This window comes from Lutibacter aestuarii, assembly GCF_042676885.1.
Classification (GTDB): domain Bacteria; phylum Bacteroidota; class Bacteroidia; order Flavobacteriales; family Flavobacteriaceae; genus Lutibacter; species Lutibacter aestuarii.
Map to the genome: position 1 here is coordinate 410,327 of NZ_JBHTIC010000005.1, position 16,647 is coordinate 426,973.

The 16,647-nt window shown below is 28.9% G+C and carries 9 protein-coding genes; all 9 read right to left on the reverse strand.

The features are described 5' to 3' along the window. Window positions 1-400 precede the first annotated feature (400 nt). Window positions 401-700 (reverse strand): hypothetical protein, encoded by a 300-nt coding sequence (locus tag ACFQZW_RS04390; protein WP_386781552.1) that lies wholly within the window; start codon window positions 698-700, stop codon window positions 401-403. 355 nt (window positions 701-1,055) lie between these two features. Continuing rightward, complete coding sequence (locus tag ACFQZW_RS04395; RefSeq protein WP_386781553.1) at window positions 1,056-3,884, reverse strand: M16 family metallopeptidase; 2,829 nt, start codon at window positions 3,882-3,884, stop codon at window positions 1,056-1,058. A 7-nt stretch (window positions 3,885-3,891) separates the two neighbouring features. Then, a complete protein-coding gene (locus ACFQZW_RS04400; protein WP_386781554.1) occupies window positions 3,892-6,156 on the reverse strand; it encodes a Gldg family protein in 2,265 nt (754 codons plus the stop codon). Between the two features lie 21 nt (window positions 6,157-6,177). Next, entirely contained in the window at window positions 6,178-7,110 is a 933-nt protein-coding gene (locus ACFQZW_RS04405) for an ABC transporter ATP-binding protein (RefSeq protein ID WP_386781555.1), read from the reverse strand. Between the two features lie 10 nt (window positions 7,111-7,120). Further along, window positions 7,121-9,388, reverse strand: coding sequence for a Gldg family protein (locus ACFQZW_RS04410; RefSeq protein ID WP_386781556.1), 2,268 nt, complete (start codon window positions 9,386-9,388; stop codon window positions 7,121-7,123). Between the two features lie 27 nt (window positions 9,389-9,415). Further along, a complete protein-coding gene (locus tag ACFQZW_RS04415; protein ID WP_386781557.1) occupies window positions 9,416-10,948 on the reverse strand; it encodes a PKD-like family lipoprotein in 1,533 nt (510 codons plus the stop codon). A gap of 35 nt (window positions 10,949-10,983) precedes the next feature. Continuing rightward, window positions 10,984-11,691, reverse strand: coding sequence for a DUF4843 domain-containing protein (locus tag ACFQZW_RS04420; protein ID WP_386781558.1), 708 nt, complete (start codon window positions 11,689-11,691; stop codon window positions 10,984-10,986). Window positions 11,692-11,708: 17 nt separating this feature from the next. After that, entirely contained in the window at window positions 11,709-13,169 is a 1,461-nt protein-coding gene (locus tag ACFQZW_RS04425; RefSeq protein ID WP_386781559.1) for a RagB/SusD family nutrient uptake outer membrane protein, read from the reverse strand. Window positions 13,170-13,179: 10 nt separating this feature from the next. After that, on the reverse strand, window positions 13,180-16,530 hold the full coding sequence (locus tag ACFQZW_RS04430) for a SusC/RagA family TonB-linked outer membrane protein (RefSeq protein WP_386781560.1): 3,351 nt from the start codon (window positions 16,528-16,530) through the stop codon (window positions 13,180-13,182). Between the last annotated feature and the right edge of the window lie 117 nt (window positions 16,531-16,647).

The following is a 16,647-nucleotide window of genomic DNA, read 5'->3' on the forward strand; positions in this document are numbered from 1 at the left end:
ATACAATTTTAATATGTTATAAATAATTATTAAAATTTCACTTATATGAAATATTTACTATGAAGAAATAGTGCAAAAATTACATATAACTAAATTTCCTATATATTATCTTCACATTCTAAAGCTATATTTATTTCCCATATGCAATATTCATTAGGGCTACTAATTTTAGGGGTGACTTTTATTATGGAGTTCTGTGTCTTATATCCAAAATAACAATAAATTTAAAGTTTCATTCCAAGTAATTGGAGATGTACAATATCAGACACAAAGACAAGATTTACGCCTTTGATTCTTATTACTACTTCCGGAAGAGGAAGAATGTCACATAATAAGTAATTACTCTATGATATTTTATTTAGAATTACAGCTAACCGCAAATAATATCTATCATATAAAATTATTTTTGAAAGTTTGCATCAATACTATTAATAGGCTTTGTGTTAAATGCAATCATCAAATTATCATTTCTAAGTATTATTTTTGATTGCTTAGTCCCAATATTGTTAATAGATTTTATACTAAATGCAAAAGTTAAATTATCATTTCCAAGTATTATTTTGGATTGTTTAGTTTCAGTATTTTTATTAAATTTAATATCTTTAAATTCCTCTATTTTATCATTATTAGTACTGCAACTTATGAAAAAAAATGGCAAACTAATTAATAAAATTAAAATAGACTTCTTTTTTGCTTTCATAATTCAGTAAATTTTAATATCAATAACAAATATAGATTATTTTTTTAGTAGAAGCAACTAACAAAAATGGAGAAAATTCTCGAACTATTGTTTTAAAATATTCCCTACAATTTTCTGTAAACCTTAATTACTTTGGCATTTTTTATATAATTACACAATCTATGTAGTTTTTATTCAGGACAGGTTTACTATTTAATAAAACTTCAAAATAAGCTAAGTTGAATTTTAAAAATACAATTAATAAAACAATAAACTTTCAACTAACATCAGTCTTTTTTGAATCTTTGACTATAAACAAAAAACCTTATAAAAAATTAAATTTATAAGGCTTTGCATAAAGATTAACACATAATATCTATTCTAACTCTTCTAACATTTCAGGGTATAAAACCAATTGAGTTATGTTATTTGGGTTCAAGTATTTTTTGGCTTTCTTATTAATCTCTTGTATTTTTAAATTATCAATTCTTTCATCAAATTTTGTGATTAAATTGATATCCTTCTTATAAAGAACAACACTTTGAAAATAATTTAACCAATAAGAATTTTTTCTCAAATTTAATTGATGTTGTCTGATTTTTTGATTATTGAATTTTAACAAATCATCTTCATCAAGACCTTTATTTTTTAAATTTTGAATTTCTTCCTTAGTGGCTCTAATTAAATCGTCTACTCTATTTGTTGCACAATTGAATGATATCGAGAATGAGTAATAAGGTCTCGGGATTTGAACTAAACTTAAGTTAACTGAAGGGCTATATACACCACTTTCTTTCTCTCTTAATCGCTCTAATAAATTATTTTCCAAAGTAGCTTTTAAAGCACTCAAAACTAAAGCATTTTTCTCAGAAAAATTAAATACATCATGATAGGATAATACAACTGTAGCTTTATCCTCAAGCCCCTTATATACATTTTTAGCTATTTTACCAGACAATGGTTTTATTCCAACATCTCTATATTTTTCATTTTCTTCATCACTTGGTAGTGAGCCTAAGTATTTTACTATTAATGGAATTAAACTATCTTTCTTAAAACTACCTGTGAATATAAACGTAAATTGACTGGCATCAGCAAATCTTTCTCTATAAAATTGCTCCACATCTTTTAAGTTAATTTTTTCTAAATCAACAATGTCTAAATCTTTTGCCCAAGCTCCTTTACCTTTCATGACATAATTAATCGTATCTTGAAATACTGAAATTGGATTAGATGACTTGCCTTCTATTGCAACCTTATAATTATTTTTAAGTGTCTTAAAAACTATAGAATCTACTCTAGGTTGGGTCATGTATAAATGTACTAACTGCAAAGTAGTTTCTATATCATTATTATTAGAAAATCCTTTAATTCCTTCTGAATACATGCCTATGTATGGAGTAACACCTAAGGTTTTACCTGATAACATTTTTTGAAGCTGAGTTGCTGAAAACTTACCAACTCCCGAAGAGTTTATAATATTATCTGCTAGTTTAGCAGAAGCTACATCATTTTTATTTGCTAAAGAAACACCTCCTGAACTAAATCCTGAAAAAAGTATTTCATCATTTTTAAAATCTGTTGATTTCAGGATAACACGTACTCCATTAACAAGTTTAATTTCTGTAGATTTTGTTTGTTTTTGTTCTTTTACTGAAGTAATATTTCCATTTAAATTTTCAATATCTAAAAGTGGTTCATCTATAATATCATCCACATAATCAATTATATTGTTGTTACTATTATTCACCCATTCTTTTAACTCTAATTCACTAGGTAATATTTCCTTATCTTTTTCTGCTCCTTTTAAAAGAATAATTTGATTGCTTTCAGAAACCCAAGTTTTAACCATTTTGTTTAGGTCATTAACTGAAATTAACTCTAAATTATCACTATAAAATGTATATGAATAATCCATAGATATAATAGACTCCCCTTTTAAAAAATGATTTAGATATTGATTGATAAAAACTTTAGAAGAAATTTTATCTTTTTCATGGTACGAATTTGTTATAGAATTTAGAAAACTCTTTTTAATTCGTTCCCATTCAGTCTCTTTAAAACCAAACTTTATCATACTATTGACTTCTGACATGATGCCTTCTATAGCTAATTTTATTTTAGAAGCTTCCTTAGCAACAACCTGTATACTAAAAGCATCTAGGTCCCCTATTCCTCCTTGAAATGAACTATAACTAGCACTCGCATTTAAAAAAGGAGCGTCTCCTTTCTCAATCAATTCTTGTATCCTAGCTGAAAACATACTATTAATAGCTGCTTTTTTTATAGCGTCTATCAAATCAGCTGACGTTTTTAAAGTTTTTGATGGATGTTTATATAAAACTGAAATTACAGAATATGGGAATTCGGAATCCGTAACAATTTTAATTTTTGGTTGAATATTATCTGGAATACGATACTTCTTTGGTTTAAGAAAAGTAGATGTAGACTTAAGTTTTGAAAAATACTTATTGATATATGTTTTTATTTTTTCTTTATCAAAATCTCCAACAACTAATACTCCTTGCAAATGAGGCACATACCACTTATTATAAAAAGCTCTTAAAGTATCTTTATCAAAATTTTGAATTATTTCAGTTTTACCAATAGGAATTCTATCTGCATACTTTGAGCCCTCTAACAAAACTGGGATGATTTTTTTATTAAAGCGATCATTCACATTTTTTCCTCTTTGTCTCTCTTCCTCAATAACAACTCCCCTTTCACTTTCAATTTGAGTATCGTCAAAAGTAATAGCACTAGCCCAATCAGAAAGAATTTTAAAACCAGACTCTAATAGTTCATCATCATCAGTTGGTAAAGGCAATTGATAAACTGTTTGATCAAAACCTGTATAAGCATTTAAATCTGCTCCAAATCTTATACCTGCTTTTTGTAAATAATCAATTAATTCATTTTTTGGAAAGTTTTTAGTTCCATTGAAAGCCATATGCTCTGTAAAATGAGCCAAACCTTGCTGATTTTCCGTTTCTTGTAACGAACCTGCTTTAACAACCAAATACAACTCTGCTCTTTGTTGAGGCTCCTTATTTTCTTTAATATAATATGTCAACCCATTGTCTAAGGTGTCTATTAGCACACTCTTATCTAGAGGAATTCGTTGATTTAAAGGTATTATTTTTTGACCAAAAGTGTATACACTAATAAATAGTAGTATAAACGTGATTAAATATGTGTTTCTCATTAATATCTTAATTTCTTTTTCTTCTTATTAAAACAATTGCACCAAGTATTACTACAATAATTGGAAAAATAGCTAGGTATATTCCTTTAATCCATAAGATTTGAGTTCTTGATACTTTAATTACAGTATCAATTGCTTTTTTTCTTGATGTATTTACTGGATAGACTCCATCATTCAACCATTTAAATAATCTAATCGTAAATGAACTATTAACAGTCGTTAAATTATTTCTTGTCATCTCAGAATTGCTTAGAAAATCTGAATCAGCAACTATCATTATTTTTTGTTTTTTTTGATTTACAGTTCTTTCTAAAGCTACAGCAATAGGAATTTCAATTTTTATATCAGTTTTAGGATTAAATTTTATCTGTTCTGTTTCTAAATCAAAAGGTTGTTTTTTATTCCAAACATATTCTGCATTGGACTTGAGTATAGTATTCACTCTAAATTTTGAAGTATCTTTTATTGTAATACCAGATGATGTAGGGGTAGTAACAATTGCTTTATCATAATAAGAAAAACCAAAATTTTTGGCCTCAGAAGTGAATTTTGCTTGTACTAGATCTAATTGATAGTTCTCAGTTTCTTGTAGTAACACACCATCATTTATTACTAACCCTATAGAATCTAATAATGAATTTATAAATTCATGTCTATTGGGTTCTGAAGTAATTAACATATTTCCTCCTTCCTTTAAATAGTCCAAAATTTTTGACTTTTCACTTTCTGAATAAGCTTTTTTAGGGTCAGCTATGACTACTGCTTTTAATGAATCTGGAATTTTACTAATACTATTTAAATCAATTTTTATTGGGTTAAACCCCTGGTTAATTAATGAACCTCGAATATTAGTGCCATTTGTAATAATTTTGTACCCCTCATTTTCTAGACTTTCAATACTCCTTTCTGAATTAGAAGCTAAAAACCCAACATGAGTAGGCTCAAATAGAAGTCTTTTTATAGCTACTGATATTTCAGCTTCTTTAGGGTATACAAACATATCATCAAACATTCGAAGTGGTGTTTTTTTACCTTTGTACTCAACTATCCTAACCAATCTGTTATTTTCAGGTACAAGGTTTATTTTTGCTCGAATTTGATCTGGTGACAATACATCATCAAAGTTAATTTTATATACAGATGCCGCTGTTTTAGCTTTTTCTAATAGTGTTTTTGTAGTATCTCTATTATATGCTACAGTATCGTAATAAGTAATGTAGTTCATCTTCATTTCAGGAATGAATCTTCGATATATTTCAAACCTACTTAGGTCTTTAATCCTGTTTTTGGGAGCACCATAAGAAGCACTATAATGAACAAGGTTTACATAACTAGTAATATTTATAGGTTCTTCTAATTGATTAATTAAAGATTTTGAATTCTCAGTTAATGTCCTGTCTTTGAATCTAGTAGTATCATAATATTTATTTAATTTTGGATGTGAAGAAAAATATCCTACTGAAGTTACGACTATTAATAAAAGAAGGTATCTCCCTAATTTAATTACAGCATTTCTGTTTTTGCGTTCATCATTAAGTTTTAAAAAGACCAACCCAAGAAACAAAACGACTACCAAAATAAAGTATATAATATCTTTACTACTAATAAGCCCATTTACAAGGTTATCTGCTCTACCAGAAATTGAAAACCAATAAGTTATATCTCTAATTAAATCATACTCTTGGCCAATAGTACCTATAAAATTTAAAATTGCTAAAACAGCTAAAGTACTTACTGCTGCAACTACTTGATAATTTGTAAGGCTAGACATATAAAGCCCTATTGCTGAATAGGCTGAAATAAGCAGAAAAATACCTAATATCCCTCCTAGAACAAATTTAACATCAATAGCTTCTATAGAAATTGCTCCGGTTAAAATATAGGTAGTTAAAATTATACATAAAAGAAACGCATACACCAACATTGAAAGGTATTTACCTAATATAATTTGTAATGATGTGACAGGTGATGTTAATAAAAGTTTAATTGAACCACTACTAGTTTCTCTACTGAACAACCCCATCGTTAGTATTGGGATATATAAATATAATGTTCTCTGAACTTTTGCTAATACACCATCTTCTCCAGCAAAAAGCACCTTAGATAAAACATTTAAAGGTCTTCCTAATTGTTGATTAGTTTCTTGACTATAAAGTAACTCTGTAAACGTAATACCAGTTTGAATAATGAAAAGAACCAAAACTAACCATGCAATAGGGGAATAGAACATAATACTTAGCTCTAAACGTGCTATTTTGAATATTTTTTTCATAAATATGATAAGTTTTTTCTTTTAATTTGATTTTGTTTTTCCTGATAACTGAGCAAAAACGCCATCTAATGATGTTTTTTCTAGATAGATTTCATTAAGTGACCAGGAATTATCTACACTCTTTTTAATAAGTTGTTGAGTTATATTCTTATCATTCGAAAAAACCACTCTTATCTGGCTATTATTTATAATCTCAATATTACTGACACCTTCAACCGACTTAACCTCTTCTAGGTCGGGTAAATGAGTCATTTCCATGATTAAAGAATTAGGTTCTATATAATTGTTGAAAGCATGCATGGTATCTGCAAAAACAATCTTTCCATTTTCTATCATTACAATATTATCACACGTAGCTTGCACCTCGGGTAATATGTGAGTAGATAAGACAACAGCTCTTTCTTCAGCTATTTCTTTAATCAATTTCCTTACTTCCAGTATTTGGTTTGGATCAAGCCCATTGGTTGGTTCATCCAATACAACTAATTTTGGATTATGGATAATTGATTGCGCTAAACCAACACGCTGTTGATATCCTCCAGAGAGGTTCCTAAGAACTCTTTTACTAAAGTGAGTTATTCCACATTTTTCTTTAGCATATTCAAGGGCTGTTTTTATACTTGAAGAAGGAATAGACCTTAAATGAGCACAATGAATTAAATATTCATCAACTGTTAACTCAACATGTAATGGAGCTTTTTGTGGTAGAAACCCGATTAGCTTTTTTGCTTCCACAGGGTTAGTTCTCATATTTATCCCATCAATAAATGCATCTCCTTCTGTTTGATTAACTACGCCACAAAGAATGTTCATGGTTGTAGATTTACCTGCTCCATTAGAACCCAAAAGTCCTAATATTCCTTTATTGTGAACTTCAAAATTTATATTTTTAATAGCCCAATCTCTACTATATTTGTGAGATAAATTTTCAACTTTTGCTATAATTTCTGTCATATCGGTCGTATTATTGTCTTTTTCTTTTTATTAATAATACAATACAAAACACCCCTAGTAAAATTGGGAGTATTGCTATAAAAAGAAGTCTAATATTTTTTATATTCTTTTGATTTATGATAATTTTATTATCATTAGGCTCAGGTCTAGAAGTATTAACTGGAAATTCATTATCACTAAACCATTTAAACATTTCTGTTGTAAATTGAGTATTTTTTGTACTAAGATTAAACCTCCCTAGCTCTTTATTACTCATAAAATCAGCATCACCAATAACCATAATTTTTTGCAGCTTATTTTCAATTGTTCTTGTTAAAGCCACTGCAACTGGTATTTCTAATTTACGTTCAATATCTGGATTGAATTTTAAAGTGTCAGTTTGCAAATTTATTGCTTCAAGTTTATTCCATACTTTAGTGCTATCCGTCTTAAGAATCGGTTTAAAATTAAACAGGCTATCCTCTATTTTTAAAATACCCATCGCTCCTGAAAAACTAATAATATCATCTGAATTTAATGTAAAACCAAAATCCTTAGATTCTTTTGTCGCTGTAGCTTGAATTAAATCAAGTTCAAATTTTTCAGATTCTTGAAGTAATATTCCGTCAGAAAACTTTAATCCTAAAGTCTTTAAAATTGGGTTTAAAATACCCCTTTTTTTAGGCTCACCGGCAATAATAATATTTCCTCCAGCTCTAATATATTCATTAATCTTTTGAAGTTGTAGTTCTGAATATGGCACAATTGGATCAGCTACAACAAGGACACTTATAGAGTCAAGTTCTTTAGCGTCTGTATTTAAATTTATAGAAAGAACATCAAATCCTTGATTGATTAATGACCTTCTACTTGTTGGAGTGTTTATGATATCTTTGTATTCTTTATCACCTGTTTTAGTAATTCTTCTTTCAACATTGCCAGATAAAAATCCTATTTTTGGAGGAGTTTGTAATAACCTTTTAATTGCCGCTGCAATTTCAGCTTCTTCAGGATAACCAATCATGTCATAAAACATGCGTAAACTTGTTGTCTTTCCTTTATAGGCTACTTTTCTAACAAAGAAATTATTTTCATCTTTTAAATCAATCTGTTTTTTAATTTCTGAAGGCTTCAACACTTTATCAAAATCAAAGCCTTGAGCAACAGAAGATCTTTTAGCAAATTCTTCTAGTGTTTTGAATTGACCATCTCTACGAGTAAATGTTGAATCATAATACGTAACATAATTCATTTCCAAATCTGGGATAAATCTGGTAAAATCATCAAATTTATTTAAATCAAATATTCTAAATTTTGGTGAGCCCAAATGGCTATACCCATTAATTACATTAACATAAGTAGTTATTTTAATTGGTTCTTTTAACTTACTAATTAATAATTGAGTATTTTTTGTAAGTGTTTTCTTTTTATACCTTGTGGTATCATAATACATGTCAAATGTTGGTAAAGAACTTATGTAACCTACACCTAAAACCACTAAAACTATAACCGTATATTTAATAATCAAATTAGGAAGCTTGATTTGTTTTCTTCCCTTATCAAATCTCATTACAGTAAAGAAAAGAAAAAGAGAAATAATTAAACCAAAATAAATTAAATCTTTACTACTTATTAATCCATTAATAAAGTTGTCGGACCTACCTGAAATAGAAACCCAATACGTAATATCTCTAACAAAATCTATACTTTGACCAACTGAACCAATAAAATTTAATGCAGCAAGTACTGCTAGAGTACTAATTGCTGCAACTACTTGATATGAAGTTAGACTAGACATAAATAATCCTATACTAGAATAAGTACAAATCAATATATATAAACCTAAAATTCCTCCTAACAAATATTTATAATCTAAATTTTCAATACTAAATGAAGCTATAATTACTATTAAAAATAAAACCATAACTAACAATAATCCATAAAGCATCATTGACAAAAACTTACCCAGTATAATCTGCTTACTCGTTAAAGGTGAAGAAAATAATAGCTTTATTGATCCGCTACTAATTTCTCTACTCATCAATCCCATTGTAAGCAGTGGAATGTATAGATAAAGCTTATCTTGAACTGAAGCAAAAAAGCCCTTATTACCTCCAAAAATACTTATTGTTAGGTTTTTAAGATTATTACCTAACTGTTGACTCATTTCTTTAGAATCTATTATATTGGTAAAAGCAACTCCACATTGTAATATAAATATAATTAATATAAGCCAAGCTATAGGGGAGTAAAACAGAATGTTTAACTCCACCTTAGCTATTTTAAATATTTTTCTCATTAGTTTTTCTTATAATTAACTACATTATTAGAGTTGGGTGGCCATTGCAGTGATACGGTTAAAACCTTCAAATACTTCTATATTACCTGTATCAATGTTACCAACACCCAAATTTATAATAGGCATTATATAAACACGTCCTTCATTTCCATCATACGTGGACATTAGTAAAGCATTGTTATTTAATGGTAAATAATCCTCAGAGCTTCTTAAAGGGTAATCTGCTTGTTGATATACTTGAAGAGTTGTAATAGTTTCTGAAGCCTCTGTAGTATAACGTTCTTCATAAATTGGTGTTCCTGAAGCGTATAATACTGCATATATTTTAGTGTCTGTGGCGTAATATAATACCTTTTGATTGTTTAATAATACAAACTGATTGGCTTGAGAAATATCAGGAGCGTTGCTTAAATCGTAAGATGCTATAGGTGCAGGTGGAATTGTATTTGGATAATTACTACCACCAGCATCAAAAACATATAATTCTACACTTCCAGTTGTCTCATCTTTTAATAAATGCTTAAACTCTCCTGAAGTACTTACTACAGCTGCTAAATTAATTTTATTTGCAATACTAGTAGGATTAAATGCTCCTTCTGCAGTTGCAGGTGCTGCATACATAGTATTGTCACCAAATTGTGTGATTGATGGCTGATACACAAATTGATCATTTACTTCGTCATAAAAGTTAATAACTACTGCTGGATTACTATTGGGATTAGCTGCTATAATACCTGGAACATAAAAGCTTGAATTAAAAGGAAGTCCAAAACTTCTTGAAGCCCCTAAATAGGTTGAGGTTAATTTACCATTACTTATATATAAATCTCCTTGGTAAACACCTCCTATAGCATCGGGAGAATATGAAGCTGCATTTGCATAAAACAAATCATTATTATTTCCTGCAAACGTATAATCTAAAGTATTAATTTTATAAATGCTTTCATCCGTAATCCCAAACATTACATCTACACCATAAACTTTTGCAAATCTCAATTGTTTTGTAATACCAGCGATATTTACACCATTAATAGAAGAATACACTTGATGTTTAACACTAATTCCTTCAAAATTGGTCGTTACTTTTGGACTCATAATATGACTAATATCAGTTGTAACATTATCAGTAGTTTCAGCAATTACAATTCCTTCTCCAATATTATTTAAAACTTTAACAGGCCAAGCCATTATATAGTCTAACCCATTAATTTTATCTGTAACCGTATAAACTAATTGATGAAATTTCCCTGAAACATTAGGTTTAAATCTTACTTCATAATTCAAATTGCGTTCTTCACTTATAATAGTGTATAGGGTATCGTTAGGCTCTAAATTTATTGACCATTGATATTCCAAATTATCTTCAGGAAGCCCCTCATGATTTAAATTAGGTTCTACAATCAATTTATCAAATTGATATACTGAAAATGAGCTATTACCAGTAGTATCAATTTCTACACCTGCTATTCCATTTATATCCAATGTACTAGTGTCATCTAGACAAGAAATAGAAATAATTAAGACAACAAAAGTTGCTAATATATATTTTATAAGTTTCATATTTTAAAAGTTTTGTTATTTAGGTATCTATAAATTTAATAAATAGGTATAATAGGCTCTCCTTGTTTAGGTCCGTCATCATGCAATAATGGGTTGTTTGGATGCTCCAAATTATAATTACGTATATAATCTCCAAACTGAACACCCAGCACTTTAGCTCCAGTTGGTCCTAATTCTCTATAATCTGATATTGTAAAACTAGTTCTTCCTGTTGCTGCAATAAATGCTCTATATGCTGCTTTACTAGGATATCTACAGAAAAAATATCTGTAATATGTCCATGCTGGTACAATAATAGTATTACTCCAAGTAAATGTAAAGTCTTCACTCTCAATATTGCCTTTTTTAAAGTCTTCTGAATCTATAATTTTCATATGAATACTAACTTCCAATGTATCTAATTTTGGTGCATTTTTAACATTTAAAAACAAAGCTCCTTCAAATTGCCCTGCCTCCACTTTTCCTTCTAAAATCTGATATAAGTTTGATTCAGCAGTTGTAATAGAATCATTTATAATTTCGACAGAAAAAAATCTATCATAATCCGTTGAATTCCCGATTATCTTAACTGGTATTTCTGCTATATAATCTGATGAAGTGTTTTGTATAAAGGAATAATCTGAAGAATTATTAATAAAATTTATAGCTGGCAATGCACTAAATGAATCTATTTCTTCTTCTTCACAAGAAGTAAATGATATCATCATTATGGTTAAAATCGCAATTAATATATAGTTTTTCATCTCTTAATATTTTTAAATTATCTATTTCCAAATTCTAGTTCATTATCAGGGTATGGCAATACGTATATATCATCATTTAATTCAAAAGTATCTGATAAACCTAGTATTTTTGAAGTCCCCGTTCTTTTATAAAAGAAAAATAATTGACCTTCACTCAAAAATTCTTTTCTATATTCTTTCATTAATTCTTTCTCTAATTCTTCTATAGTTACCGTTTCAGGTATGGTTTCTAAAATACCTCTGTGCTCACGAACCGTATTCAAGTATTGAACTGCTATAACTGGATTTACATCTAAATTATATTCAGCGACTATATAATACATCTCAGTAAGCTTCATTAAAGGCATTTGATTCAAATAATCATTTCCATCTTGTAATAATTTAAGACTTACTAAACCTTTAGTTTGAGTATCTAGAAGAGTATTATATCGAATATCTGTCAATCCAATATTCACATTAGATGCTTCAAATATTTCATTCATTTGTGTTTGAGTATAATACAATGCATCATAATTAGTTCCACTATCATCTGCTGTTAAAAATCTATTAACTATATCTGCAAAGCCTTCAACATCTAGGCTAAATAATATTTCAGGATAAAGTATTGGATCAGATTCAATGGGATAACTTGCGGGGTTAATTAGACTAGTAAAAGAGTTATTTATAACTGTTTGGGCTGCTATAGCTGCTTGCTCATACTTTCCTTGCCATTGGAATAGCCTTGCTTGTAATGCTTTAGCCGCATAATAATTCATTCGTTGTTCACGGTTATTATAAAACCCATTTCTATTAACTTCTAAATAGTAGTTTGCAGGTTTATTAGTTGCAAAAACGGGATCTTCTTCCAAAAGTTGAAGCGCTTCGTTCAAATCATTTTCCATTAGATTGAAAGTTTCAATATAAGAAAGCTGAGTAGTTAAATCTTTACCAAATTTTGTAACGTAAGGTATTGTATATTTGGATTTTAAATTTTCTCTTTCAGCTAAATTGCCATAACCATATAAACGCATTATATCTAAGTGTATAAACACTCTTAAAGCCAACAGTTCTCCTTTAATAATTGAATAATCAATAGCATTAAGAACATTTTTATTTCTATCTATATATTCTAAAGCTAAATTAATATTAGCAATTACATTATAGGATTTTATCCATAAAGCATCTATTTGATTGGTAGATTTAGTTGTTCTATATTCAAATTTTTGTACTTCATTATATTGAGCTAAATTAGGCAGAGCCACATATTGTTGACTTAGTAGATCAACAATATTATAGGTCATATCTCTAGAATAAAGATTTGGGGATGTCATCCCAATATAGACCCCTATTAATGCATCTTTAAAACCTTCTTCAGTTTTAAACTGTTCATCACTACTTATTTGTGTGCTTGAAGTTTCATCAAGCCAATCATTATTACAACTAGTTAAAATAATTAATAGAAATAATATTGATCCTATTGTTTTTATATATTTTTCCATAAAATTCATTTTAGAAATTTGCTGTTAAAGAAAATGACATCGATCTTGCAAAAGGGTACTGAGTTCCTCTTTCAATTTTGATGGATGAAAATTTATGAACTTCATTCATATTAAACATAAATCTAAGACGTTCAAAACCTAATGCTTCAGTAACTTTTTTGTTAAAATCATAGTAAAAGCTTACTGCAGCTATATCAATCTCATCACGATCTTGGACAAATCTGGAAGTTGCACGCGTTTTTTCTTGAAGTGTAGTATAAATATTATCTCCATCAAGGTCGACACTATAATTACCTAAACGTTTAAATAAAGCCTCTTGTCCCGGAAAACGCCACCTTCCAGTTAGAACACGTTCATCCACATTATATAGCATATCAACATTCTCAACTTTATCAACTAATGTTTGATTGTATAGTTGACCGCCACCTAAATACCTAGCAGTAACACTTAAACCAAAGCCTTTATATTCACCTGAAAATCCAACTACTCCTTTATATTTTGGACTACTATTACCTACCACAATTAGGTCATCAGCACTCCACTCATAAGTTGTGCTACCGTCCTGCTTAACATATATTTCATTTCCAGTCGCAGGGTCAATTCCTAAAGATTTAACTGCCCAAATAGCATTCATTGACATCCCATCTTCATATTTAAGAACAGGTTTGTTATTTCCTCTATCCGCAGCTATGGCTTCTTGTTTTTCATTAAAACTTTGCATCGCATCAGATAATTCTACAATTTTATTTTTATTTGTTGTAATACCAAAGTTAACTGTGAAAAAGTCTTTTCCTTTATTCCATACCAAATAACTTCCGTTTAATTCTATTCCATTATTTTTAACACGTCCTAAATTATCTTTAACACTATTAAAGCCTGTTGAATATGGAAGTGTAATATCAGTTATCAAATTTTGAGTATAGCTTTCATAATAATCAAAACGCAAACTTAGATTTTTTAATTTTGCATCAAAACCTGCGTTATAATCAAATTTTGTTTCCCATTGCAACCCAGGATTACCTACATTTAACGTATGTGACCCTGCAAAGCCTTGATATTGTGAATTCAGATAGTAACCATACGTAACAATAGATTGGTTTTCATTAAAGTTTTGGTTTCCAGTAGAACCCAATGATCCTCTAATTTTAAATTGTTCAATATATGATACATCATTCATAAATTGTTCATTATGTAAATTCCAACCTAAACCTAAACTCCAAAAAGTTGACCATTTTTTATCATTTCCAAATTGAGATGATGCACTTGTTCTAAATGTTGCATCTGAAAGCAATCTATTATCATAAGTATAAGAACCAACAGCAAGAAAACCAATATCCCTTGATAGACCACTTATTCCTATAGGTCTTGAACCTAGTGCATACTCCCTAGCAAAAACTATATCATTAAGTCTGCTACTTGGAAAACCTTCTGCTAGGTGAGAAACTTCTTTGAACTTTTGTTCACTTATGTTAAACCCAACATTACCAAAAAAGAAATTTTTATCGATGCTTTTAGAATATTGCAGATTTAAATCCCCTGATAAATAGCTACTTTCTCCATTATTAACTTGGTATGAACCTTTTCGATTATCATCTATAGTTGAATAGCTTTCAAACATGGTATGATTTGAAGGATAAAATTCATCAGCTTTACTCTTTTTAACGTCTATGCCTATTCTTGAAACTGCTTTTAATGAAGGTATGATTTGCCATTCTAAGTAAAGATTATTTACAAAATTAAAATACCCAGATTCATTTTTAGAATCTAGAGTTGAATTGTAAAGAGGATTAGTAAATCTTGTACCGTTACTAGCTATTTCAGCATAATATGGAATATTTCCATCAATGTTTATTGCTCTCCAGTATGGGTTCATAATTGCATATTCATTAAATGTTCCATAAGGAGATTCTTGTGAATTATTACTAATTACACTTGTTACATTTCTAAATTTTAAATCTTTAATCCTATAAAAGGTTGTGAAGTCTCCTCCTATATTTTCTCTAAATGATCCCTTCATCACTCCAATACTCTTCTTATAATTGAAGTTTGCTAATATTTTTAAATCATTACTCCCTAATTCTACACTAAGTGAATGACGTTGACCAACTCCATTTTGTAATGGCTTAGAAAGCCAGTCAGTATCTAGCCCCTCTTTAGCTAATTTTAATCTATAATTATAAAGTTGTAATAATTCTACATAACTATCTGAACTATTAGTAGATGGAGAATACAAACCATCTATTCTTTCAGCTTCTAGTTTCTGTAAAGAATTGGTAAGGTTATAACTTGATAAGTCAGGTAATTCTAAATCTACTCTAGTAGTATAGGTTACTAATGCATCCTCACCTGAGAATTTTTTGGTTTCAATAACAACAACACCATTTGCTGCTTTTGAACCGTACAATGCTTTAGAAGCTGCATCTTTTAGAATTGTCAATCTTTCTATTCTATTAAAGTCCAAATCAAATACCCTTTCAATAGAAACCTCAAAACCATTTAATATAAAAAGTGGTTGATTAGGGTTTTTCAGATAATTTCCTTTAAATGTATCGGTTTCTTCATTTTGAGGAAATGTAGATGTTCCTCTAATCTGAAGGTCTGGTAACGTGTTTGGATTAGATCCTAAATCAAAATTATCTAAAATTCCAATAGATGGATCAATGTTTTGTATAGCCTGAAAAACATTTTGACTACCAGTTCTTTTTAATTCTTCGCTTGTTATTGTTGCTGTTGAACCTGTATAACTTTCAGACTTTCTTTGAAAGACTCCGTTTATTACTACTTCTTTAAGCTCCGCAACAACCTCTAACATTTCTATATCAATATTAGTTCTTGAATTGATTGGAATTTGCAGAGTTTTATAACCTAAATAACTAAAAAGTAAAGTATCTTTTGGCTTGGCATTTATACTATAATCTCCATTAAGGTTGCTTATTACACCAAGGCTTGTACCCTTTATAATTATATTAACTCCAGGAAATGGTTCTCCAATTTGCGTTGTAATTTTACCTGAAACCAATATTTCTTGTTGATCTTGACTTAAAAGAGATGATTCTTTGTCTAGACTATTTTGATTTAACTTTTTTAAAATTATTTGTTCTCCAATAATTTTAAAAGTTGTTTTTGTTGACTTAAAAATTTTATTTAGGGCTGTTTTTAAATCTCCTTTCTTAATTTCAATAGAATGCACTCTATTTAAATCTACATCTGCAACATTATAAACAAAACGATAATCTGTTTTAAATTCAATTTCATCAATTATTTTTTTAACAGTCACATTTTGCAACTTAATGTTAAAAGGTTCAGATTGAAAATTTTCACTTGCAGCTTGAGTTACAAAAGTACTCGTTAAAAAATACAAAAGAAATAATTTAATTTGGTTTGCTTTTTTGAATAGATATTTAAATCTATTTTTGCACTTAAAAAGTTTTTCCATATATTTAGTTTTTATGGTTAATTTGATTTTCGCGGGTCAGAT

Excerpts from the sequence above, each read along its gene's own strand:
- ACFQZW_RS04425 (WP_386781559.1), bottom strand. The coding sequence starts at position 13,169 with ATGGAAAAATATATAAAAACAATAGGATCAATATTATTTCTATTAATT.
- ACFQZW_RS04415 (WP_386781557.1), bottom strand. The coding sequence starts at position 10,948 with ATGAAACTTATAAAATATATATTAGCAACTTTTGTTGTCTTAATTATT.
- ACFQZW_RS04390 (WP_386781552.1), bottom strand. The coding sequence starts at position 700 with ATGAAAGCAAAAAAGAAGTCTATTTTAATTTTATTAATTAGTTTGCCA.
- ACFQZW_RS04400 (WP_386781554.1), bottom strand. The coding sequence starts at position 6,156 with ATGAAAAAAATATTCAAAATAGCACGTTTAGAGCTAAGTATTATGTTC.
- ACFQZW_RS04410 (WP_386781556.1), bottom strand. The coding sequence starts at position 9,388 with ATGAGAAAAATATTTAAAATAGCTAAGGTGGAGTTAAACATTCTGTTT.
- ACFQZW_RS04395 (WP_386781553.1), bottom strand. The coding sequence starts at position 3,884 with ATGAGAAACACATATTTAATCACGTTTATACTACTATTTATTAGTGTA.
- ACFQZW_RS04405 (WP_386781555.1), bottom strand. The coding sequence starts at position 7,110 with ATGACAGAAATTATAGCAAAAGTTGAAAATTTATCTCACAAATATAGT.
- ACFQZW_RS04420 (WP_386781558.1), bottom strand. The coding sequence starts at position 11,691 with ATGAAAAACTATATATTAATTGCGATTTTAACCATAATGATGATATCA.